At 65.8% G+C, this 22,838-nt stretch carries 24 protein-coding genes; 16 read left to right on the forward strand and 8 right to left on the reverse strand.

Annotation, left to right across the window (positions count from 1 at the left end; all coding sequences use genetic code 11):
- Positions 1–7 precede the first annotated feature (7 nt).
- The 5 genes from sbcB to icd all read right to left on the reverse strand — a co-directional run bounded on the left by sbcB (position 8) and on the right by icd (position 7,339).
- Entirely contained in the window at positions 8–1,447 is a 1,440-nt protein-coding gene (gene sbcB / locus VAPA_RS14265; protein ID WP_021007484.1) for an exodeoxyribonuclease I, read from the reverse strand.
- Positions 1,448–2,893, reverse strand: a complete 1,446-nt coding sequence (gene cls / locus VAPA_RS14270; protein ID WP_021007485.1) for a cardiolipin synthase — start codon at positions 2,891–2,893, stop codon at positions 1,448–1,450.
- Positions 2,894–3,003: 110 nt separating this feature from the next.
- Entirely contained in the window at positions 3,004–5,325 is a 2,322-nt protein-coding gene (clpA, locus tag VAPA_RS14275; protein WP_021007486.1) for an ATP-dependent Clp protease ATP-binding subunit ClpA, read from the reverse strand.
- Between the two features lie 67 nt (positions 5,326–5,392).
- On the reverse strand, positions 5,393–5,752 hold the full coding sequence (clpS, locus tag VAPA_RS14280; RefSeq protein WP_021007487.1) for an ATP-dependent Clp protease adapter ClpS: 360 nt from the start codon (positions 5,750–5,752) through the stop codon (positions 5,393–5,395).
- Between the two features lie 327 nt (positions 5,753–6,079).
- Positions 6,080–7,339, reverse strand: a complete 1,260-nt coding sequence (gene icd, locus VAPA_RS14285) for an NADP-dependent isocitrate dehydrogenase (RefSeq protein WP_012747756.1) — start codon at positions 7,337–7,339, stop codon at positions 6,080–6,082.
- A gap of 219 nt (positions 7,340–7,558) precedes the next feature.
- Here icd and VAPA_RS14290 point away from each other — a divergent pair, with 219 nt between their 5' ends.
- From VAPA_RS14290 to VAPA_RS14300, 3 genes are all read left to right on the forward strand, one after another.
- A complete protein-coding gene (locus VAPA_RS14290) occupies positions 7,559–7,882 on the forward strand; it encodes a hypothetical protein (protein ID WP_021007488.1) in 324 nt (107 codons plus the stop codon).
- A gap of 153 nt (positions 7,883–8,035) precedes the next feature.
- Positions 8,036–8,230, forward strand: coding sequence for a hypothetical protein (locus VAPA_RS14295; protein ID WP_021007489.1), 195 nt, complete (start codon positions 8,036–8,038; stop codon positions 8,228–8,230).
- An 84-nt stretch (positions 8,231–8,314) separates the two neighbouring features.
- Entirely contained in the window at positions 8,315–8,773 is a 459-nt protein-coding gene (locus VAPA_RS14300) for a DUF192 domain-containing protein (RefSeq protein ID WP_021007490.1), read from the forward strand.
- A 67-nt stretch (positions 8,774–8,840) separates the two neighbouring features.
- On the opposite strand, the gene VAPA_RS14305 is transcribed toward VAPA_RS14300, so the two are convergent.
- Both VAPA_RS14305 and xseA read right to left on the reverse strand, forming a co-directional pair.
- Positions 8,841–9,422, reverse strand: coding sequence for a superoxide dismutase (locus VAPA_RS14305; RefSeq protein ID WP_021007491.1), 582 nt, complete (start codon positions 9,420–9,422; stop codon positions 8,841–8,843).
- A gap of 50 nt (positions 9,423–9,472) precedes the next feature.
- Positions 9,473–10,783: an exodeoxyribonuclease VII large subunit gene (gene xseA, locus VAPA_RS14310; protein ID WP_041946118.1), complete on the reverse strand. Its 1,311-nt coding sequence runs from the start codon at positions 10,781–10,783 to the stop codon at positions 9,473–9,475.
- A gap of 313 nt (positions 10,784–11,096) precedes the next feature.
- Between xseA and VAPA_RS14315 the strand changes: the two genes are divergently transcribed.
- The 6 genes from VAPA_RS14315 (at position 11,097) to adk (ending at position 14,989) form a co-directional block, all read left to right on the forward strand.
- The gene (locus tag VAPA_RS14315) at positions 11,097–11,729 is read left to right on the forward strand and encodes a MotA/TolQ/ExbB proton channel family protein (protein ID WP_021007493.1); all 633 of its coding nucleotides are present in this window, start codon (positions 11,097–11,099) and stop codon (positions 11,727–11,729) included.
- 67 nt (positions 11,730–11,796) lie between these two features.
- Positions 11,797–12,222, forward strand: a complete 426-nt coding sequence (locus tag VAPA_RS14320; RefSeq protein WP_041946459.1) for an ExbD/TolR family protein — start codon at positions 11,797–11,799, stop codon at positions 12,220–12,222.
- The gene (lpxK, locus tag VAPA_RS14325) at positions 12,223–13,263 is read left to right on the forward strand and encodes a tetraacyldisaccharide 4'-kinase (protein ID WP_021007495.1); all 1,041 of its coding nucleotides are present in this window, start codon (positions 12,223–12,225) and stop codon (positions 13,261–13,263) included. It abuts the gene before it with no gap.
- Complete coding sequence (locus VAPA_RS14330; RefSeq protein ID WP_021007496.1) at positions 13,244–13,426, forward strand: Trm112 family protein; 183 nt, start codon at positions 13,244–13,246, stop codon at positions 13,424–13,426. The genes lpxK and VAPA_RS14330 overlap by 20 nt, the downstream gene beginning before the upstream one ends.
- Positions 13,423–14,196, forward strand: a complete 774-nt coding sequence (gene kdsB, locus VAPA_RS14335) for a 3-deoxy-manno-octulosonate cytidylyltransferase (RefSeq protein WP_021007497.1) — start codon at positions 13,423–13,425, stop codon at positions 14,194–14,196. The genes VAPA_RS14330 and kdsB overlap by 4 nt, the downstream gene beginning before the upstream one ends.
- Positions 14,197–14,332: 136 nt before the next feature.
- The gene (gene adk, locus VAPA_RS14340; protein WP_021007498.1) at positions 14,333–14,989 is read left to right on the forward strand and encodes an adenylate kinase; all 657 of its coding nucleotides are present in this window, start codon (positions 14,333–14,335) and stop codon (positions 14,987–14,989) included.
- A 28-nt stretch (positions 14,990–15,017) separates the two neighbouring features.
- Here adk and VAPA_RS14345 read toward each other — a convergent pair whose 3' ends face one another.
- Positions 15,018–16,007, reverse strand: coding sequence for an asparaginase (locus tag VAPA_RS14345; protein WP_021007499.1), 990 nt, complete (start codon positions 16,005–16,007; stop codon positions 15,018–15,020).
- Positions 16,008–16,080: 73 nt separating this feature from the next.
- On the opposite strand from VAPA_RS14345, the gene lexA reads away from it, so the two are divergent.
- From lexA to VAPA_RS14380, 7 genes are all read left to right on the forward strand, one after another.
- Complete coding sequence (gene lexA, locus VAPA_RS14350; protein ID WP_012747744.1) at positions 16,081–16,764, forward strand: transcriptional repressor LexA; 684 nt, start codon at positions 16,081–16,083, stop codon at positions 16,762–16,764.
- A gap of 138 nt (positions 16,765–16,902) precedes the next feature.
- Positions 16,903–17,277: a hypothetical protein gene (locus VAPA_RS14355; RefSeq protein WP_021007500.1), complete on the forward strand. Its 375-nt coding sequence runs from the start codon at positions 16,903–16,905 to the stop codon at positions 17,275–17,277.
- 92 nt (positions 17,278–17,369) lie between these two features.
- Positions 17,370–18,377 (forward strand): D-2-hydroxyacid dehydrogenase family protein, encoded by a 1,008-nt coding sequence (locus VAPA_RS14360; protein WP_012747742.1) that lies wholly within the window; start codon positions 17,370–17,372, stop codon positions 18,375–18,377.
- Between the two features lie 60 nt (positions 18,378–18,437).
- Positions 18,438–19,595 (forward strand): MFS transporter, encoded by a 1,158-nt coding sequence (locus VAPA_RS14365; protein WP_021007501.1) that lies wholly within the window; start codon positions 18,438–18,440, stop codon positions 19,593–19,595.
- Between the two features lie 131 nt (positions 19,596–19,726).
- Positions 19,727–21,247 carry a 3-hydroxyacyl-CoA dehydrogenase gene (locus VAPA_RS14370; protein WP_021007502.1) on the forward strand — a complete coding sequence of 507 codons (1,521 nt, stop codon included), beginning with the start codon at positions 19,727–19,729 and terminating at the stop codon, positions 21,245–21,247.
- A gap of 31 nt (positions 21,248–21,278) precedes the next feature.
- The gene (locus VAPA_RS14375; protein ID WP_021007503.1) at positions 21,279–22,058 is read left to right on the forward strand and encodes an oxepin-CoA hydrolase, alternative type; all 780 of its coding nucleotides are present in this window, start codon (positions 21,279–21,281) and stop codon (positions 22,056–22,058) included.
- Positions 22,059–22,117: 59 nt separating this feature from the next.
- The gene (locus VAPA_RS14380) at positions 22,118–22,837 is read left to right on the forward strand and encodes a Crp/Fnr family transcriptional regulator (RefSeq protein ID WP_012747738.1); all 720 of its coding nucleotides are present in this window, start codon (positions 22,118–22,120) and stop codon (positions 22,835–22,837) included.
- The last annotated feature ends 1 nt before the right edge of the window (position 22,838 follow it).

Genomic DNA, 22,838 nt, shown 5'->3' on the forward strand with positions numbered 1-22,838 from the left:
CTTCCGGCTAGCGAGAAGGCGCAATGGCCTCTGCATAGTCGTACAGCGCGCCCAGCAGTTCCTCGCCCCGTTCGTCGACTGTTTCCGAGAGCGCATCGATTTCGCTGAACAGCGCTTCGATGGTTCGCGCTCCGCCCTCGCCGTCGAACAGCTTGGCCGCGCGGTGCATCTCCCAGCGTTCGGCCTCCCCTGCGCCGAGCATCTCGGGCCAGTTGCGCGCGCGGTAGCGAAAGAGTATTTCCTCGAGCCGCCCGTCGTCGAAACCGGTGCGGTCCTTGGCGAGTTCCTCGGGCGACAGCGCGCGCAGCTGGTTCAGTCGGCGCCGGTCGCCGTTGCCGACGAAGCCGCCATAGAGGTCTTCGTCGACATCGGGCGCCGCCTCCTTGGGGCGGGCATACACCTGCGACCAGATGGCGCTCATGTCGGGCAGCTCGCGTGCGATGGCCGCGTGGCGCAGCGCCGCATCGAGATCGACGTTCCAGCGCTCGGCCATCGCGGGTGCCAGCGTGCGCAGGTTGCCGACCACCATCGGCGACTTGTTGAGGTGAATGCCCTTCACCGGCAGGCGGACCACGCCTTCAGGCAGGTCGGCGGTGCGCGTGAACAGGCGCAGGCGCAAGGTCTCGACGTCGAGGTCGCGCAGCTCGCTGGGGTCATGGGCCAAGTCCCAGGCGATCAGTTCGTTCTTGTTGGTCGGATGGCTCGCGAGCGGCCACATCACGCCGAGGCAGCCGCGCTCGACCGGGAACATGCCCGACACGTGCAGGAAAGGCCGGGCCGTCTCGCGCATGGCCGGCAGGCCGAGCTCGCTGGCGACGCGGTCCTTCTTGTGCAGGCCGAAAGCGAAGTCGAACAGCTTGGGCTGGCGCTCGCGAATCAGCCGCGCCAAGGCAATGGTGGCGCGCACGTCGGAAAGCGCATCGTGCGCCGACTCGTGCAGCAGGCCGTTGGCGCGCGCCAGGTCTTCGAGCTTGAAGCTGGGCTTGCCGTCTTCCTTCTTCGGCCACTCGATGCCTTCGGGCCGCAGCGCGTAGGTGAGGCGCACCACGTCGAGCAGGTCCCAGCGTCCGCAGTCGTTCTGCCACTCGCGCGCATATGGATCGATGAGATTGCGCCAGAACAGGAAACGCGTGACCTCGTCGTCGAAGCGGATGGTGTTGTAGCCCACGCCGATGGTGCCGGGCTGCGAGAAAGCCTTCTCGATCTGCGCGGCGAAGGCGTGCTCGGGGATGCCGCGCTCGAGGCAGAGCTGGGGCGTGATGCCCGTGATCAGGCAGGCCTCGGGGCTGGGCAGGTAATCGGGCGCCGGCTTGCAATAGATCATCAGCGGCTCGCCGATCTCGTTCAGCTCGGCGTCGGTGCGGATGGCGGCGAACTGCGATGGCCAGTCGCGGCGCGGCACGGCGCCGAAGGTTTCGTAGTCGTGCCAGAGAAAGGTGTGGTTCATTCAGAGCAAGGGGGAAAACAATCGTGCAAGCGCGTCGCCGAGGCGGCGCCAGAAACTTTGCGGCCGGTGGGCGCGCACCGCGCCGGAACTGTGGAGGTCGGTCTCGAACTGCGCGGCCAGGGGTCGTGCCAGCTCGGGGCCGTAGACCACCGCGCTCACTTCGAAATTGAGCCTGAAGCTGCGGTTGTCGAAATTCGCGGTACCAATCATCGCGCAATGGTCGTCGACCACCAAGGTCTTGGAGTGCAGCATGCGCGCCTTGTACTCCCATACCTTGACGCCAGACGCGATCAGTTCGTCGAAGTAGGAGCGCGCGGCCGCGCTCACAATGGCCGAATCGCTGCGGCGCGGCACCAGAAGGCGCACGTCCACGCCACGCAGCGCCGCGCTGGTGAGCGCCATCATGGCGGGCTCGCCGGGCACGAAGTAAGGCGTGGTGAGCCATGCCCGCTCGCTCGCCGAATGAATCGCCTCCACGTGCATGCGGTGGATGGGTTCCAGCATGTTGTCCGGGCCGCTGGTCACGATCTGCACCGGAATGTCGCCGGCTTCCACCTGCGGCAGCATGGCGCCCATCAGGTGGTCGATGTTGCGCAGATCTTCGCCGGTGGCGTAGGTCCAGTCCTCGAGAAAGGTGGTCTGAAGCCAGCGCACCGCGCTGCCCTCGATGCGCAGGTGGACGTCATGGTAGGCGTCGGGGCGGGTGCGCTTGTCTTCCTCGTCGGTGATGTTCACGCCACCGGTAAAACCCACGCGGCCGTCGCACACCACGATCTTGCGGTGGGTGCGGTAGTTGGTCACCGGGCGCAGGCGGCGGCCGATGCGCGTGTCGTGGAAAAGCGCAACCTGCACGCCCGCGGCATGCAGGGGCGCCATGAACTTGCGGCCGATGCGCTTGGAGCCCAGTGCGTCGAGCAGCAGGCGCACGGCCACGCCCTGCCGGGCGCGTTCCACCAGCAGGTCGCGCAACGCGGTGCCGATCTTGTCGGGCTCGAAGATGTAGTACTCGAGATGGATGTGGTCGCGCGCCGCGCGCACCGCGTCAAAAATGGCGTCGAAGGTGCGCGCGCCACCCGAAAGCAGCGCCACGCCCATCGCGCTGGAAACCGGCAGCCCGCAGGCCGCAGTGCCCAGCCGCGCCATCTGCTGCAGCGCCGGGGGCGCGTTCTGGGCCGCGTCGCGCACGCGCGCCAGGTCGGCCTGCGTGTGCGCGCTGGCGCGGCTGCGCAAGCGCTTGACGCGCTGCTTGCGCAGGCGCTGCGGCCCCAGGAAGTAATAGATGACGAAGCCCGCGAACGGCAACAGCGCAAGCGACAGGATCCAGCTCATCGTGGACACCGGCGCGCGCTTCTGCATCACGATCCAGACCGACAGCACGGCGATATAGCCGCTCCAGGCCAAAGAGAGGCCGGTTTTCCATTCCTGACTGAGCTCGGGAAGAATCAAGATGTGCGGTACAGGTAAATTCCGGCCCCAAAGAAAAAGGCCGGCAGCGAATGCTACCGGCCTTTTTGGTACTGCCAGAAATACCGCGGAACCGGCTTCGCCGGTCCGCCTTATCCGGCGGCAGCCTCTTCGGCTTCAGGCTTGGACTTGCCTTCCTTCTTCGGCAGCGGCTGGATGTCCAGCAGCACTTCGCCCTTGTCGTCGATGTCGACCGAGAGGCGGCCACCATCGATCAGGCGTCCGAACAGCAGCTCGTCGGCCAGTGCACGACGGATCGTGTCCTGGATCAGGCGCTGCATCGGGCGAGCGCCCATCAGCGGATCGAAGCCCTTCTTCGCCAGGTGCTTGCGCAGGCCGTCGCTGAACGTGACGTCGACCTTCTTCTCCGCCAGCTGCGTTTCGAGCTGCAGCAGGAACTTGTCGACCACGCGCAGGATGATCTGTTCATCGAGCGCCTTGAAGCTCACGATCGCGTCCAGGCGGTTGCGGAACTCCGGCGTGAACAGGCGCTTGATATCGACCATCTCGTCGCCCGCCTGGCGCGGGTTGGTGAAGCCGATTGTCGCCTTGTTCATGGTCTCGGCGCCCGCATTGGTGGTCATCACGATGATCACGTTGCGGAAGTCGGCCTTGCGTCCGTTGTTGTCCGTCAGGGTGCCGTGGTCCATGACCTGCAGCAGCACGTTGAAGATGTCCGGGTGCGCCTTCTCGATTTCGTCGAGCAGCAGCACCGCGTGCGGCTTCTTCGTGATGGCTTCTGTCAGGAGGCCGCCCTGGTCGAACCCCACATAGCCCGGAGGCGCACCAATGAGGCGGCTCACGGCATGGCGCTCCATGTACTCCGACATGTCGAAGCGGATCAGCTCGATGCCCATGATGTAGGCCAGCTGCTTGGCCGCTTCGGTCTTGCCGACGCCGGTGGGGCCGCTGAACAGGAACGAGCCGATCGGCTTGTCCTCGCGGCCGAGGCCCGAGCGCGCCATCTTGACGGCCGAAGCCAGCACCTCGAGCGCCTTGTCCTGACCGAACACCACGCTCTTCAGGTCGCGCTCGATGGTCTGCAGCTTGCCGCGGTCGTCGTTGCTGACGTTGGCCGGGGGAATGCGCGCGATCTTCGCGACGATGTCCTCGACCTCGGTCTTGCTGATGGTCTTCTTGCGCTTGTTGGCCGGCAGGATGCGCTGGGCAGCACCAGCCTCGTCGATCACGTCGATGGCCTTGTCGGGCAGATGGCGGTCGTTGATGTACTTGGCGCTCAATTCCGCCGCAGCCTGCAGGGCCGCCACTGCGTACTTGACGCCATGGTGCTCTTCGAAGCGCGACTTCAGTCCCTTCAGGATGTCGACGGTTTCCTGCACCGTCGGCTCGACCACGTCGACCTTCTGGAAACGGCGCGACAGGGCCGCATCCTTCTCGAAGATGCCGCGGTATTCGCTGAAGGTGGTGGCGCCGATGCACTTGAGCTGACCGCTGGAGAGCGCCGGCTTGAGCAGGTTCGACGCGTCGAGCGTGCCGCCCGAAGCCGCGCCCGCACCGATCAGGGTGTGGATTTCGTCGATGAACAGAATGGCGTTCGGCTTGTCCTTGAGCGACTTGAGCACGCCCTTGAGGCGTTGCTCGAAATCGCCGCGGTACTTGGTGCCGGCCAGGAGCGCGCCCATGTCGAGCGAGTAGACCTGCGCTTCGGCGAGGATCTCCGGCACGTCGCTCTGCGTGATGCGCCAGGCGAGGCCCTCGGCAATCGCCGTCTTGCCGACACCGGCCTCACCCACCAGCAGCGGGTTGTTCTTGCGCCGGCGGCACAGGATCTGGATGACGCGCTCGACCTCGTATTCGCGGCCGATCAGCGGATCGATCTTGCCGTCCTTGGCGAGCTGGTTGAGGTTCTGCGTGAACTGCTCGAGAGGCGAGGCCTTCTCGTTCTTTTCGCTGCCGCCCTCTTCGCCCTCGCCCGAAGACGATTCGCTGCTGCCCTTGACGGCCTCAGGCGGATCGCTCTTCTTGATGCCGTGGGCAATGAAGTTCACCACATCCAGGCGGGTCACGCCCTGCTGGTGGAGGTAGTACACCGCGTGCGAGTCCTTCTCGCCGAAGATCGCGACCAGCACGTTGGCGCCGGTGACTTCCTTCTTGCCATTGCCGGTGGACTGCACATGCATGATGGCGCGCTGGATCACGCGCTGGAAACCCAGCGTCGGCTGGGTGTCTACATCGTCGGTACCCGCCACCTGGGGCGTGTTGTCCTTGATGAAGTTGGTGAGCGACGCCCGCAGGTCGTCGACGTTGGCCGAGCAGGCACGCAGAACCTCTGCGGCGCTCGGGTTGTCCAGCAAAGCGAGCAACAGATGCTCCACGGTGATGAACTCGTGGCGCTGCTGCCTGGCCTCGACGAAGGCCATGTGCAAGCTGACTTCCAGTTCCTGGGCAATCATGTGATTTCCTTTTGCCTTGCTGTAAATAAATTCTCAGATGGGTTTGAGCGCGCGCAATTCAACTGGTTCACGCAACGGGTTCGCTGACGCACTGCAGCGGGTGCCCGGCCTGATGCGCAGCCTCCATCACCTGATTGACCTTGGTGGCCGCCAGATCGCGGGAATAAACCCCACAAACTCCGCGGCCATCGAGATGGATCTTGAGCATGATCTGGGTCGCGGTTTCGCGATCCTTGTTGAAATATTCCTGCAGCACGACGATCACGAACTCCATGGGCGTGTAGTCGTCGTTCAGCATGACGACCTGGTACATCTGAGGCGGCGCGGTTTTTTGCGGACGCCGCTCCAGAACGACCGAATCTCCGTCATCCCCGGCCGGTTTCTGGGCCGGCGGAGTGCTGGGAGTCTTGGGAATTCTCGTTGCCATAAAAAAGATTCTATAGAGCGTGCAAGCACCGTGCCGGCGCAAGAAGACTTGGTGGCGCGTATTCGACAAATCAAGAGGCTTGCGTCGTGTGCGACACCACAGACGATGCAAAAAAGATCTGCCTTTCGCCTGCCCCGCAGCGTAAATATTACGCGGCACCCGCTTTGAAAAAAATGGGGATTTGGAGCAAGGTGTTCCATTTCGCGAACCTGCCCCGGTCTTGCGGGCCGGAAGAAGAAGAAGAAGAAAAGCCCTCGAGATCGGGAAGATCTCGAGGGCCCTGGCTCACCGGCACCCGCGGGCGCCGGAACGCGGCTGCTCGCGCAATTACATGTGGTCGATCATGACCTGGCCGAAGCCCGAGCAGCTCACTTGCGTGGCGCCGTCCATCAGGCGGGCGAAGTCATAGGTGACCTTCTTGCTGGCGATCGACTTTTCCATCGAGCTGATGATCAGGTCGGCCGCTTCGGTCCAGCCCATGTGGCGCAGCATCATTTCGGCCGAGAGGATCTCGGAACCGGGGTTCACGTAGTCCTTGCCGGCGTACTTGGGAGCCGTGCCGTGGGTGGCTTCGAACATGGCGACGGTGTCGCTCAGGTTCGCGCCGGGGGCAATGCCGATGCCGCCCACCTGGGCCGCCAGCGCGTCGGACACATAGTCGCCGTTCAGATTGAGCGTGGCAATCACGCTGTATTCTGCGGGGCGCAGGAGAATCTGCTGCAGGAATGCGTCGGCGATGCTGTCCTTGACGGTGATTTCCTTGCCCGTCTTGGGATTCTTGAACTTCATCCAGGGGCCGCCGTCGATCAGTTCGGCACCGAACTCCTTGGCCGCCAAGGCATAGGCCCAGTCGCGGAAGCCACCTTCGGTGAACTTCATGATGTTGCCCTTGTGCACGATGGTGACGCTGGGCTTGTCGTTGTCCACAGCGTATTGCAGCGCCTTGCGCACGAGGCGCTCGGTGCCTTCCTTCGACACGGGCTTGACGCCGATGCCCGAAGTGTTGGGGAAGCGGATCTTCTTGACGCCCAGTTCGTCCTGCAGGAACTTGATGAGCTTCTTGGCCTTGTCGCTTTCGGCTTCGAACTCGATGCCGGCGTAGATGTCTTCCGAGTTCTCGCGGAAGATGACCATGTTGGTCTTGTGGGGCTCGCGCACCGGGCTGGGCACGCCTTCGAAATACTGGATGGGGCGCAGGCAGACGTAGAGGTCGAGTTCCTGGCGCAGCGCGACGTTCAGCGAGCGGATGCCGCCGCCGACCGGCGTGGTCAGCGGGCCCTTGATGGAAACCACGTAGTCGCGCACGGCGTGCAGCGTTTCTTCGGGCAGCCAGACGTCGGGGCCGTAGACCTTGGTCGACTTTTCGCCGGCATAGACTTCCATCCAGTGGATCTTCTTCTTGCCGCCGTAGGCCTTGGCCACTGCGGCATCCACCACCTTGAGCATCACCGGGGTGATGTCCAGACCCGTGCCGTCGCCTTCGATGAAGGGAATGATCGGCTGATCAGGCACATTGAGCGAGTTGTCGGCGTTGACCGTGATCTTCTGGCCTTCGGCCGGGACTTTGATGTGCTGGTAGCTGGACATGAGGGGGAATGACTCCGGGAGTGACGTAATTCGGACGACTGTCTGCGAATTCAGACAGCGATGGGGAATCGCTGTACAGCCCGCGAACAAATCGCTGTACATTTTAGACGCAACCCATCAGCTGGCGTTTGTCAACCTGCGAGGCAACGGCCTCGTTAGTGGCTGACCTTCTGCTCGCCGGGAGGCGTTTCCAACCAATTCTCGATAGAGGAATCATCAATGAGCAAAATTCTCGCAGTCATGATCGCTGGCCTGTTCGCCGCTGGCGCCTACGCCCAGAACCCAACCGGCACCACGCCCGAGCAAGGGAACGCCACCAACAGCAAGTCGCAAGCCCGCGCCGAAGCCAAGAAGGAAGCCAAGCCCGCTGGTCAAGTGGCGGCTCCCGCCGGCGACATCGCCAAGACGCCCGAAGGCGGCGCGGTCGGTACCGACAAGGCTGCAGTCGCTGGCGAAAAACGCGCCAGCACGCGCGATCAGCGCCGCCGCAACAAGGACGGCAGCGTGAAGCGCAAGTCGACCCAAGGCGGCACGCCCCAGTAAGTCGGCCAACGCCGTACGAAAAAGCGCTCTCCGGAGCGCTTTTTTTTCGCCTGCGGCAACGAGACTGCTGTCAACCGGGCCGAGCGGCTGTCGCGTTGAAGGTTCACCTTCCAACGGGAGGTGATCCATATCAACAATCTCAAAGGATGTCCCATGAACAAGCTGCTCGCAGCCCTCGTCGCCGGTCTCTTCGCAGCCGGCGCATTTGCACAAACCCCGCCCGCACCGGCGCCGGCCGCACCTGCCGTCGTCCACAAGGCGAAGCAACCGATGAAGCACGCCGTCAAGAAGCACAAGGCTCGCCACCACGTGGCCAAGGCGCACACGGCTGCAGCCAAGAAGGTGTAAGCTGCCAATCCCACCGGCAATGCCCGCATCAGCGGGCATTTTTATTGGCCTTGCGTCCTTGGACCCGCCCTGAAAGAAGCCCCGATGTTCCAGCGTTTTGCCGCCCTGCTCCTGCTTGCCGCCTCCATGATGGGTTCCGCGCAGGCACAGCAGCAACCCCAGACCGACCTGCAACGCACCAAGCTGTCCGTCGGCTTGTACAAGATCGATGCGCAAGTCGCGCAGACGCCTAGGCAGCGCGAGATCGGCTTGATGTTCCGCAAGGAGATGCCTCAGTCCGAAGGCATGATCTTTGTCTTCGAGCAACCGGCCACCCAGTGCTTCTGGATGAGGAACACGCTGCTGCCGCTGACTGCCGCCTTCGTGGCGGACGATGGCCGCGTCGTCAATCTGGTCGACATGGAGCCGATGACCGAGAACTCCCACTGTTCCGAGGAGCCCGTGCGCTTCGTGCTCGAAATGAACCAGGGCTGGTTCGCGAAGAAAAACATCAAGAAGGGTGCCAAGCTCGGCGGCGAACTGTTTGCCGCTTCGAGGCGCTGAGCGCTCGCCTGCGCGGGCCCATGAAAAAGCCGACCCGAGGGTCGGCTTTTTCAATGGAGAACCCGGTTCAGCCGAAGTTCTTTGCCGCGAAGTCCCAGTTCGCCAGCTTGGCCAGGAAGGTCTCCACGAACTTCGGGCGCAGGTTGCGGTAGTCGATGTAGTAGGCGTGCTCCCAGACGTCCACCGTCAGCACCGGGGTGTCGCCGGTGGTCAGCGGCGTGCCCGCGGCACCCATGTTCACGATGTCCAGCGAGCCGTCGGCCTTCTTCACCAGCCAGGTCCAGCCCGAGCCGAAGTTGCCCACGGCCGACTTCACGAACGCTTCCTTGAAGGCGTCGTAGCTGCCCCACTTGGCATCGATGGCCTTGGCCAGCGCACCGCTCGGAGCGCCGCCGCCCTGGGGCTTCATGCAGTTCCAGAAGAAGGTGTGGTTCCAGATCTGGGCGGCGTTGTTGTAGATGCCGCCGCTGGACTTCTTGACGATCTCCTCGAGCGTCATCGATTCGAATTCGGTGCCCTTTTGCAGGTTGTTGAGGTTCACCACGTAGGCATTGTGGTGCTTGCCGTAGTGGTACTCGAGGGTTTCCTTCGAGTACTCGGGTGCCAGCGCGTCGAGGGCGTATGGCAGGGGTGGGAGCACATGTTCCATGGTTTTTTCTCGTGGGTTGGTTGTGGGGAATTAGGGATTCTAGAAAGGAATTACCGGTCCGGCGTCGGACGCGTTCCCGTTTTGCCGGGCGTCACGGTCAGGTCGACCGACCCATCCGAGAGCCGAGCGACCACTGCGTCGCCCGGACTCAGCTTCTTGGCGCTGACGATCGCACGCCCATCGGCACCGGTGAGCCAGGCATAGCCGCGCTGCAGCACCAGCGCAGGATCGAGCAGCCGCAGGCGCAAGGCCACCCGTTCCAGCCGCTCGCGACGCTGAGCCAGTGCGCGTTCGAGCTTGAGCGGGAAATCAGCGGAGATCGCGCGCGGCACATGGGCGAGGCGCTCGGCCCTGGACAGCACCGCATAACGCAGCCGCTGCGAATGGTGCGCGAGCCGAAGCTGCTGGCGCGCCACCAGCGTCGAGGGCCGCCCCAGGCGCCCTGCCGCTTGGTCGAGGCGCTGCCCCAGCACATCGAGGCGCTGCCCCAACGCGCCGTCGAGCCGGTCGCCCAGGAGATCGAGCGCACCGAGCCACATCGCCTGGGGCGCGCTGACGAGTTCCGCCGCCGCGGTGGGCGTGGGCGCGCGCAGGTCGGCGCAGAAATCGGCAATGGTGAAGTCTGTTTCGTGGCCGACGCCGCAAATCAGCGGAACCGGGCTTTGAACGATGGTGCGCGCCAGGGTTTCGTCGTTGAAGGCCCAGAGATCCTCGATGGAGCCGCCCCCGCGCACCAGCAGGATCACGTCGACGGCCGGCTCCAGCGTGTACAGCGATTGCAGCGCACGCACGAGTTCCGCCGGCGCATTGGCGCCCTGCACCGCTGCCGGCGCCAGGACCACGGGAATGTGAGGCACGCGGCGCCGCAGCGCCGTGACCACGTCGTGCAGCGCCGCGGCGCCGAGCGAGGTCACGAGGCCCACTGCGCGCGGCATGACCGGCAGCGCCCGCTTGCGCTGCGCATCGAAGAGCCCTTCGGCTTCGAGCCGCGCCTTGCGCTGCAGGAATTGCTCGAACAGCGCGCCCTGGCCGGCGCGCTGCAGGCTTTCGACCACCAATTGCAGGTCGCCGCGCGGTTCGTACACCGCGAGGCGCCCGCGCACCTCGACCTGGTCGCCGTCGCGCGGCGAAAAGTCGAGCAAGCCCGCCGCGCGCCGGAACATCGCGCAGCGCAGTTGGCCGGACGGGTCCTTGAGAGCGAAGTAACAATGTCCGCTCGAGGCGCGCGAGAAGCCGGAAATTTCCCCGCGCACCGCGACCGGATTGAAGCGCGCGTCGAGCGCATCGGCAACCGCCCGGCACAGCGCGCCGACAGCCCAGATCCGCGGGCCTGGCGTTGGATTCGAGTCACGCAGGGTCACAAGACGCCCGTGCAGCCGGCGGCCACTCTTCCACAGTGGGTTGCCCGTCCTCGGTGCCGCGGCCCCAGTACGGAACAGGTGCACGGTTTGTCGTGCAAGCTGTTGATTTCATTGGAAAAAGAACTGCTCAAAATTCAATCGATCTAGCGGGAGGCCCGTCCCATGCGGGTCCGGACAAGTTGCGCAGCGGGTTAATCACAAAGTTATCCACAGAATCTGTGCGTCTTCGCTGACATGCAAACAAGCCGCGTGGCAATGTTGGCCTCGGTGGATAATCGCCGCGCATTTGCAGTCTACGGGGCCGGAGGATTCCTTGTTTTCCATCATAGTTGCCGCGGGCTGGCCGATTTGGCCATTGCTCGCTTGTTCGATCATCGCGCTCGCGCTGGTTATCGAACGTTTCACAAGCCTCAAGACCGTGAGGGTTCTGCCGCCCAAGCTGCTCGATGAAGCCATCACCGTGTCTCACGGCTCCGTGCCGGGGCCCGACGTGGTGACCAAGCTCGAACACAACTCGATGCTCGGACAGGTGCTGGCCGCCGGCCTGCGGGCGCTCAATGCCAATCCGCGCTGCACCGAGGACGACCTGCGCGCAGCCATGGAGGCCTCGGGCCGCACCGTGGCGCACAAGCTGGAGCGCTACCTGCCGGCGCTGGCCACCATTGCATCGGCGGCGCCGCTGCTCGGCCTGCTGGGCACGGTCATCGGCATGATCGAGATCTTCGGGTCGCAGTCGCCCGGGAGCGGCGCGGTGGGCTCCGGGAATCCCGCGCAGTTGGCGCACGGCATTTCGATCGCGCTCTACAACACGGCTTTCGGCCTGATCGTGGCCATTCCGACCTTGATCTTCTGGCGCTATTTCCGCAGCCGGGTCGACGAATACCTGCTCAACCTGGAACTGTCGGGCGAGCGCTTCGCGCGTCACCTGAACGCATTGCGGAAATGATGGCCCCCACGCTTGCCACTGCGTGTGCTGCTCTGCCCGGCGGAGGCTTGCCATGACTCGCGGCCGCATGCAGTTTCGCCACGGCGGGCGCGACGAGCCGGAGATCAACCTGATCCCGTTCATCGACGTGCTGCTGGTCATCCTGATCTTCCTGATGCTGTCGACCACCTACAGCAAGTTCACGGAGATGCAGCTGCGCCTGCCGACGGCGGACGTCGATTCGCAGCGCGACTATCCCAAGGAAGTGATCGTTGCGGTATCCGCCGACGGCCGCTACTCGATCAACAAGAAACCCGTGGCAGACCGCAACGTGGACACCGTGGCTGCGGCGCTGGGGGCGGCAGCCACCGGCGGCAAGGACAGCGTGGTCATCATCAGCGCCGACGCCAGCAGCCCGCACCAGGCCGTGATCACGGTGATGGAAGCCGCGCGCCGCGTGGGCCTGGTGCAGATCACTTTCGCAGCCCAGTCGACGGCGCAAGCAGGGCACTGAGTGCCGTCGCAGCGCCGCAGCACCACCGGCACAACCGGCTCGATCGCTGCGCCGGCCTCGCGGCTGCAGCGTGCCTGGCTGCACCGCAGCGTCCTGGCCTGCCTGCTGTGGCCCCTGTCGCTTGCCTACGCGGCGCTTTTCGGGCTGCGGCGCTGGCTCTACCGGAAGGGATGGCGCACGACCGAACGCGTCCGGGTGCCGGTGATCGTGGTGGGCAACGTGATTGCCGGCGGCGCCGGCAAGACCCCGGTCGTGATGGCGGTGGTCCGGCACTTGCAGGCCCGCGGCCTCCAAGCCGGCGTGGTGTCGCGCGGCTACGGCCGCCGCACCGACGACTGCCGCGAAGTGCTTGATGGGAGCAATGCCCAGGATGTCGGCGACGAACCGCTCCTGATTCGCCGTGCCACCGGCGCGCCCGTGTTCGTGGCGCAACGCCGCATCGAGGCCGCGCGCGCCCTGCTCGCCCGGCATCCGGCCACGCAGATCATCGTGAGCGACGACGGGCTGCAGCACCTGGCGCTTGCGCGCGACATCGAGATTTGCGTGTTCGACGATCGCGGCGTGGGCAACGGCTGGCGGTTGCCCGCGGGCCCGCTGCGCGAGCGCTGGCCGCGCCCGTGCGACCTGGTGCTCCACAGTGGAGAGCACCCCGCGTTCGAGAGCGGGTACACCGCGACCCGCGCGCTGGCGCAGGACGCCGTGGCGAGCGACGGGAAACGCATCCCGCTCGATGCGCTTGCCGGCGAACCGGTGATCGCGCTGGCGGCCATTGCACGGCCCGAAGCGTTCTTCGACATGCTGCGAGCGCGCGGATTGACGCTTTCCGAGACGATCGCCCTGCCGGACCACTGCGATTTCGACGGCTGGCAGCGCCCCGCCCACGTCGGACGCCGCCTTGTCTGTACCGAAAAAGATGCCGTCAAGCTCTGGCCCAAGGCCCCCGACGCGCTTGCCGTGCCGCTGCACTTTGCACCGTCGCCGGAATTCTTCACCGCGCTCGACGCAAAGCTATCATCGCTCGATGGATCCCAAGCTGCTTGAATTGCTCGTCTGCCCCGTCACCAAGGGCCCGTTGACCTGGAACGCCGAGAAGCAGGAGCTCTGCTCGCGCAGCGCACGCCTCGCCTACCCGGTGCGCGACGGTATTCCCGTGCTGCTCGAGAACGAAGCCCGCACGCTGTCCGACGAAGAGCTGGGGCTGTGAGCTTTACCGTTCTGGTGCCGGCCCGCCTTGCCTCGACGCGGCTGCCCAACAAACCGCTGGCCGACATCGCCGGCCTGCCCATGGTGGTGCGCGTGGCCCGGCGGGCAAGCCAGTCCGCGGCCGTGCGCGTGGTGGTGGCCGGGGACGACGCGGCCATCGTCAAGGCATGCGAAAAGCATGGCGTGGAAGCCATCCTGACCCGCCAGGACCACCCCAGCGGCTCCGACCGCCTGGCCGAAGCCTGCGAACAACTGGGCCTGGACGGCGACGACATCGTCGTCAACGTACAGGGCGACGAACCACTGATCGATCCCGCGCTCATCAACGCCGTGGCATCCGCGCTGGCGACGCATCCGGAAGCCGCCATGAGCACGGCGGCCCACGAGATCGATTCGCTCGACGACTTCCTCAACCCGAACGTGGTGAAAGTGGTGCTCGACGCACAGGGCAACGCGCTGTACTTCAGCCGCGCGCCCATCCCGTGGTGGCGCGACGGTTCCGCGAACCGTGCGCCGCCGTCCGTGCTGCCCATCCCGGCACCGCTGCGGCATATCGGTATCTACGGATACCGCGCCGGTTTCGTGCGCAGCTTTCCTTCGTTGACGCCTGCGCCCATCGAGGCCACCGAAGCGCTCGAACAGCTGCGCGCGCTGTGGCATGGGCACCGCATCGCGGTGCACGTCAGCCGAGCCGCGCCGGGGCCCGGCATCGATACCCCCGAAGACCTCGAGCGCGTGCGCGCGATCTTTGCGGCCGGTCCGGCACGCTGAAAAAGTACGCTGCACCGGGGGTGGCGGCGGAAATTCTGTACGCGCTCGCATGCTATCCTCGACGCAATTCCGCCTTGCTCGGCTCCTGGGCTGACGCTTGGCGCGACACAAAATCGAAGAACCGTCCGAGGACACCATGAGACTAATTTTGCTGGGCGCGCCCGGGGCGGGCAAAGGCACGCAAGCGGCCTTCATCTGCCAGAAATACGGCATTCCTCAAATTTCGACCGGCGACATGCTGCGCGCCGCCGTGAAGGCCGGCACACCGCTCGGGCAGCAGGCCAAGGCCGTCATGGAGTCGGGTGGCCTCGTGAGCGACGACCTGATCATCAACCTCGTGAAGGAACGCATCGCGCAATCCGATTGCGCCGGCGGTTTCCTGTTCGACGGCTTCCCGCGCACCATTCCGCAGGCCGACGCCATGAAGGCGGCCGGGGTCAAGCTCGACTACGTGCTCGAGATCGACGTGCCGTTCAGCGACATCATCGAACGCATGAGCGGCCGCCGCTCGCATCCTGCGTCGGGCCGCACCTACCACGTCAAGTTCAATCCGCCCAAGGTCGAAGGCAAGGACGACGTCACAGGCGAAGACCTGATCCAGCGCAAGGACGACGAGGAAGAAACCGTGCGCAAGCGGCTGGAGGTCTACAGCCAGCAGACGCGTCCACTGGTCGACTACTACTCGGCCTGGGCCAAGGCCGATCCGGCCGCGGCACCGAAGTACCGCGCCATCAAGGGCGTGGGCAGCGTCGACGAGATCACGCAGCGCGCGCTGGCGGCCCTCAGCAGCTGAACGTCAGCCGCTGCACGCGCGGCCGCCACTAGGTGGCCGCCGTTTCGAGCAAATCCAGCATCAACGCGATGCGTGCCTTGACCGGCGTCAGCGCACCGGCGTCCCGCAGTGGATCGCCAGGCTTTGGCAGGATGCGCCCGCTCGCGCAACGGGTTGCGCGCAGCACCGCCACACCGGCATCCTGCGCCCGCAGAGCGGCAGCTTCCAGCGCATGGTGCACCGTGCCGTTGCCGGTCGCGGCCAGAACCAGCCCGCGAACCGGCTCGGCAACGCCCGATGCCCGCTCCTGCAGCAGCAGGTCGATGAGGGCTCCGCTTGCGCCCGCATGGCTGGTGACGATCTCGACCCGGGGCCAGCGCATCGCCACGCCCGCCTTCGCTTCAGGAAACTTCGGGACCGCGCCCAACGGTTGCGGCCACTCCCGCAGGCGCCGCACCACACCCTCTTCCACGTAGCCTACCGGTCCGGCATCGCCCGACGAAAACGCGTCGGGGCGATAGGTGTGCACCTTCTGCACATCCAGCGCGCTGTGGATGGCGCCCGCGCAGACCACCGTCACGCCGCGTGCCGCCGGCGTGGCCGCGACGGCGATGGCGTCGCGCACGTTCTGCGGGCCATCCGGCGAGAGCGAAGTGGCCGGGCGCATGGCGCAGGTCAGCACCACGGGCTTGCCGGGCGCAAGCACTGCCTGAAGGAAGAACGCCGTTTCCTCGATGGTGTCGGTGCCGTGCGTGATCACCACGCCCGCCACATCGGCCTCGGCCAGCCAGAAAGCACACCGCTGCGCGAGTTCCAGCCAGACCTCGAACGCCATGTCCTTGCTGTCGAGTTGCGCCACCTGCTCCGCCGCGAGCGACAGGCCCTCGGGCGCATCGATGCCGGCAAGCAGGTCCGCGACCCCCACTTCTCCGGCGGTGTAGCCGATGTTGTCGGCGCCGCTGGCGGCCCGGCCTGCGATGGTGCCGCCAGTGCCCAGGACCACGACGCGCCGCAGACTGGGCAAAAGGGAATTAACCATGAGTTGCCAACTTTTAAAAACTGGTTAAAAATACAGGTACTGGATATTCAGCCAGTGCCGCAAGGAACCACATATGCAGTTCGCCGTGAAGCTTACCGCCCGCCAGCAGCAAATCCTGGACTTGATCCAGAGCGCCATCGCCCGTACCGGCGCTCCGCCCACGCGAGCCGAAATCGCCAATGAGCTGGGATTCAAGTCGGCCAATGCCGCCGAGGAGCACCTGCAGGCACTGGCCCGCAAGGGCGTCATCGAACTCGTCAGCGGCACTTCGCGCGGCATCCGGCTCAAGGGCGACGCGCTGCGTTCGCTCAACGAGTCGCGCCATCGCGAAGGCGGCCAGTTCTCTCTCTCGCTGCCCGGCATGTCGCAGCTCGCGCTGCCTCTTATCGGTCGCGTGGCGGCGGGCTCGCCCATCCTCGCCCAGGAACACGTCGACCAGACCTACTACGTCGAGAACACGCTGTTCCAGCGCCAGCCCGACTACCTGCTCAAGGTGCGCGGCATGTCCATGCGCGACGCCGGCATCATGGACGGCGACCTGCTCGCGGTCCAGGCCACCAAGGAGGCGCGCAACGGCCAGATCGTGGTGGCCCGCCTTGGCGACGAAGTCACGGTCAAGCGCCTGAAGCGGAACAAGCAGGTCATCGAGCTGCATGCCGAAAACCCCGACTACCCAACCATCGTGGTCCAGCCTGGCGAGCCCTTCGAGATCGAAGGCCTGGCGGTGGGCCTCATCCGCAACACCATGCTGATGTAGGCCGCGCGGCCTGCCGAAAGCAGCACCCCATCCGGCCGCAACAGGTGGCGGGCGTATGGCGCTTTGTCGCCATCACCCTGTTGCGTCCATTCAAAGAAATCCTGCCTGTGTTCAACCTCAGACTTTTTTGGAGTTCACATGGGAATCGCCCTCCTCGCCATCGTTGATTTGTGGATGCCGCTGCAATCGCTTGCGAGCCGGCTGCTGCCGGCGCGCCGCCCACGTCGCCGCGACACCGGCAGCACATCCGCTGGGTTGCGCTACGTTGCTGTTGCTGTCCGGCCGGCCTGCGCAGCGCGAGCCCATACGGCCACCCCTAGCGCGGCGCCGGCGCCCGTGCGGCCGTTGCGCGTGATTCGCGTGGTCGACGGCCCGCTGGGCGAAAAGCGCAGCACCAACCGCATGGTGATTTCCGGCCGAATGGCCGATGTTTGCGCCGAACTCGACCGGCTGGCGGCACTCGAGGCCATGGAAGCCGTCAGCGCCGCGCCCCGCTCCACACACCTGCACTGAACCCGTGCACCCCCCGGTGACCGTTGTCCGGGGTGGGTATCCAAACGTTCACACGCGCGTCATGCCAATGCTGCGAGGCACAATGGCACGCCATGAACATTGTGATCCTCGACGATTACCAGGACGCCGTGCGCAAGCTGCGCTGCGCCGCCAAGCTGGACGCGTACGCGGCCAAGGTCTACACCAACACGGTCAAAGGTATCGGCCAGCTCTCGGTTCGGCTGAAGGATGCCGACGTGATCGTGCTGATCCGAGAGCGCACCCATATTTCGCGCCAGCTGATCGAAAAGCTCCCCAAGCTCAAGCTCATTTCGCAGACAGGACGCGTGGGTGGCCACATCGACGTCACGGCCTGCACAGAGCGGGGCGTGGCAGTGGCCGAAGGCACCGGCTCCCCCCAGGCGCCTGCCGAGCTGACCTGGGCGCTGATCATGGCGGCCATGCGTCGCCTGCCGCAGTACATCAGCAACCTCAAGCACGGGGCCTGGCAGCAATCGGGGCTCAAGTCGGCGTCCATGCCGCCCAATTTCGGGCTGGGATCGGTGCTCAAGGGCAAGACGCTCTGCATCTGGGGCTACGGCCGCATCGGCCAGCTGGTGGCGCGCTATGGGCAGGCCTTCGGCATGCAGGTGGTGATCTGGGGGCGCGAGGCAAGCTGCGCCAAGGCCCGCTCCGACGGCTTCCAGGTGGCGCAGAACCGCCACGAGTTCTTCGCCGCGGCCGACGTGCTGTCGGTGCACCTGCGGCTCAACGAGGAAACCACCGGCCTGGTCAAGCTCGAGGATCTTTCGCGCATGAAGCCGACGGCGCTCTTCGTCAACACCTCCCGCGCCGAACTGGTCGAGGCCGATGCCCTGCTGGCTGCGCTCAACCGCGGCCGGCCCGGGCTGGCTGCCGTCGACGTGTTCGAGAGCGAGCCGCCGCTGCAGGGCCATGCGCTGCTGCGGCTGGAAAACTGCATCTGCACACCGCACATCGGCTATGTCGAGCAGGACAGCTACGAAAGCTATTTCGGCCAAGCTTTCGACAACGTCGTGAGTTTCATCAAGGGCAACCCCACCAACATCGTGAACCCCGGCGCGCTGCAGGTTCGTCGGTGATTCCATGAGCCGCCGGGCCGCCCCAAGGCGAATACCGCAGCCGAAGGCGAAGGTTCTTCAGTGAGCCGACCCGCGCCCCGGGGCGCGCTATGGGCCCTGCTGGCCGGCAATTTCGTGATCGGCACGGGCGTGATGGTGGTGCCCGGCACGCTCAATGAAATCAGCGCATCACTTTCTGTCTCCGTTGCGACAGCGGGCCAGTTGATCACGGCCGCCGCGGTCGTGATGTGCCTGGGCGCGCCGCTGCTGGCGGCAGCGGTCGCAGGTTGGGATCGCCGCCAGCTGCTCGCCCTGACCCTCCTCTGGTACGCCGCCGGGCATGCCGTTGCGGCCCTGATGCCGAGCTTCGGCGCCCTGCTGCCGGTGCGCATGCTCACGGTGGTGGCGCCTGCCATCTTCACGCCGCAGGCCGCCGCCTGTGCCGGCATGCTGGTGCCGCCGGAGCAACGCGGGCGTGCCGTGACTTTCGTCTTTCTGGGCTGGTCGTTGGCCTCGGTGCTGGGCCTGCCCATCGGCGCGCTGGTGGGCGGCCATCTCGGCTGGCGCATGGCTTTTGGGGCGATTGCGCTGCTCAGCGTCGCGAGCGCGGCGTCGATCTGGCTGACCCTGCCGCAAGGGATCCGTCCCGCGGCGCTGACGGCGGCAGCCTGGTCGCGCGTGCTGCGCAGCCCGGTGCTGATGGGCATTGTCTCGGTCACGGCGCTGCAAGGTGCCGGCCAGTTCATCCTGTTCAGCTATTTCGGGCCGATCCTGAAGCAGGACTTCGGCGCGGATCCCACCACGCTGAGCCTGATGTGGGCCTTGTTCGGGGTGTTCGGCCTCGTCGGCAACATGCTCGTGAGCCGGTTCATCGACCGCGTTGGCGCGGGCCGCATGGTGCTCCTGACGAGTTCGCTGATCGCGCTGAGCCTCTTCCTGTGGCCCTGGGCCGGCACGCTGCCGTGGCTGGCGGTGGTGCTCGTGCCCTGGGGCCTGGGCTGTTTTGCGACCAATTCGGCGCAGCAGGCGCGGCTGGTCGGCCTGGCCCCTGCGCTCGCGCCGGGCTCGGTGGCACTGAACAGTTCCGGCATCTATGTCGGCCAGGCGGTGGGCGCCGGGCTGGGTGGATGGCTGCTTGCCAACGATGCGGTGGCGTGGATGAACTGGGCCGGTTTTGCCCTGCTGCTTGCGGCCATCGGCCTGAGCGTGGCCATTGACCGCAGCCGCCGGCCGGCCTGACAGCGCGGCCCCGCGTAAAACCCGGCATGGCCCTGCGGCCGATGGCTGCAAAATCGAAGGCTGCGCAAACTCCGGGCCCGGTGCCTGCAAGCGGACCCGGACACCCACCAACCAGCGAAGATTTTTTTCCAATGACAGTCAACTACACCCGGATCGGCGTCGTCGGCGCCGGCGCCATGGGCCGAGGCATCGCACAGATCGCGGCCCAGGCAGGCAGCGAAGTGCTGCTGCTCGACAGTTTTGCAGGTGCCGCCGAGCGCGGGCGCGAAGCCCTCATGGCCCAATGGAACAAGCTGCACGAGAAAGGCAAAATCGACGCCGCGGCACGCGATGCGCAAATCGCCCGCGTGAAGGCGGTCGACTCGGTCGGGGCACTGGCCCAGTGCGACCTGGTGATCGAAGCGGTGGTCGAAGATCTCGAGGTCAAGCGCAAGCTGTTCCGCGAGCTCGAAACGGTCGTTGCGCCCACCGCCACGCTCGCCACCAACACCTCGTCGCTGTCGGTCACGGCCATTGCGGCCGGGCTCGCGCATCCGCAGCGCGTGGCGGGCTTTCACTTCTTCAACCCGGTGCCGCTGATGAAGGTGGTCGAAGTGGTGGCCGGCTTCAAGACTTCGGCCGACGTCTGCAAGCAGCTCGCAGGCTATGCGGTGCAGATGGGCCACAGCGCCGTGCAGGCGCAGGACACGCCGGGCTTCATCGTCAATCACGCGGGCCGCGGCTATGGCACGGAGGCACTGCGCATCGTCGGCGAAGGCGTGGCCGATTTCGCGACCATCGACCGCATCCTGAAGGAGCAGGCCGGCTTTCGCCTGGGCCCCTTCGAGCTGATGGATCTGACCGCGCTCGATGTGTCGCACCCGGTGATGGAATCGATCTATCACCAGTACTACGAGGAGCCGCGTTTCCGGCCCAGCGTGATCACTGCCCAGCGGCTTGCGGCCGGTGTACTGGGCCGCAAGACCAATGAAGGCTTCTACCGCTACAACGACGGCGTGATGCAGCAGCCCGCGGAGCCGGTGCCGCCGGCGGTGGCGGCGATGCCCTCGGTCTGGGTCTCGCCCCGCGCCGCGCGGCGGGCCGACCTGCTGCGGCTGGTGAACACGCTGGGCGCCCAGATCGACAGCGGCGCCACTGCGGCGCCCACGTCGCTGATCCTGGTCGCACCGCTGGGCTTCGACGTGACCACGGTGGCCGCGGTCGAGCGCCTGGACGCCACGCGCACCGTGGGCATCGACATGCTGATCGACGATGCCGCCACCAAGCGCCGCGTGCTCGCCACCAACCCCGCCACGCGGCGCGACATCCGCGATGCGGCGCATGCGCTCTTCGCGCGCGATGGAAAGGCCGTGAGCGTGATCCGCGACAGCGGCGGCTTCGTGACGCAGCGCGTGATCGGCACCATCGTGAACATTGCCGCCGACATGTGCCAGCAGCGCGTCTGCTCGCCGGCCGACCTCGAAACCGCGGTGCAACTGGGCCTGGGCTATCCGCGCGGCCCGCTGGCCATGGGCAACCTGTACGGCCCGACCAACATGCTCGAGGTGCTATTCAACCTGCAGACCGTCTACGGCGATCCACGCTATCGCCCCAGCCCGTGGCTGCGCCGCCGCGGCGCGATCGGCCTGAGCCTGTTGCACGAAGAAGAATAAGCCGACGAACACTAAGGAAAGCATCACAGCGATGACCGCCGAACTGAAGAGCACCAGCGAGGGACGCACCATGGTGCTGACGATCGCCAACCCGACCCAGCGCAATGCACTGGGCCCCGAGATCTACGCCGCGGGCATCGAGGCGCTCAACGGCGCCGAGAGCAGCGATGAAATCCGCAGCGTCGTCATCGTGGGCGAAGGCGCATGGTTCTGCGCCGGCGGCTCGTTGCAGCGGCTGTCCGACAACCGGCAGCGCGATCCTTCGGTGCAAGCCGAAAGCATCGAGGGCCTGCACAACTGGATCGACTCGATCCGCGCTTTTCCCAAGCCCATCATCGCTGCGGTGGAAGGCGCGGCCGCAGGCGCCGGTTTCTCGCTGGCACTGGCCTGCGATTTCGTGGTGGCCGCGCGCGACGCGATCTTTGCAGCGTCGTACAGCAACGTGGCGCTATCGCCCGATGGCGGCCTGAGTTGGCAACTGGGGCGGGCATTGCCACGCCAGCTGGCCAGCGAGTGGCTGATGTGCGGCGAGCGCATCGGCGCGCCGAGGCTGCATGCGCTCGGACTGGTCAACGAACTGAGCGAGAACGGCCAGGCGCTTGCGAGCGCCCTGGCGCTGGCGACCCGGCTCAATGCGCGCGCGCCCAATTCGCTGGCCAGCATCAAGGAACTGCTGAGCGAAGCGCCCGGCGCCACGTTCGCGTCGCAGCTCTCGCAGGAGCGCGATCACTTCGTGCGCAACCTCCACCACCCGAATGCCGGCATCGGCATTGCCGCGTTCGTCGAGAAAAAACCACCGCAATACGAGTAGCGGCACGCCGTCGCTCCTGCGACACCCTCCAGCTTTTCAGTCGCCGACAGGACAGACCAATGGACGACCCCATTCTTACCATCGAAGAACGTGAAGCGATCAACAGTGGTCGCTGGTTTTCTTCTCTTTCTCCATCGCTACGGCACGACATTCTCCGATGCGCCTTTGTCAAACGCTTCAAGGACGGCGACCTGATCGCTGCCCGCGGCGATCCTCCCGATCACTGGATCGCCTGCGCCAAGGGCGCGGTGCGCGTCAGCTCGACGGCCGTCTCGGGCAAGCAGGTGACGCTGACCTACGTGGAGCCGGGCATCTGGTTCGGCGACGTGGCGATGTTCGACGGGGACCGGCGCACGCACGATGCCTATGCGCATGGAGACACCACCATCCTCTGCGTGGCGCGGGCCGACTTTCAAAAGATACTGGCCGCGCACGTGGAGCTGTACGAGGCGCTGATGCGGCTGCAGGCGCGCCGCATCCGCACGCTGTTCGGGCTGGTGGAAGATCTCAACACCCTGCCCTTGCGTGCGCGCCTGGCCAAGCAGCTCATTCACCTGGTGCGCAGCTACGGCGTGCCCAACCTGGAAGACGGCAGCCAGATGCGCATCGGCCTGCAGCTGGCGCAGGAAGAGCTGGCGCAGCTGCTCGGCGCCTCGCGCCAGCGCGTCAACCAGGAACTCAAGACCATGGAACGCGAGGGCACCATCCGCATCGAGCCGGGCGGCCTGGTCGTATTGGATCGCGCAGCGTTGATGCGTGTCTCGGAAGCAGATCATTGAC

This window comes from Variovorax paradoxus B4, from assembly GCF_000463015.1.
GTDB lineage: Bacteria > Pseudomonadota > Gammaproteobacteria > Burkholderiales > Burkholderiaceae_C > Variovorax > Variovorax paradoxus_E.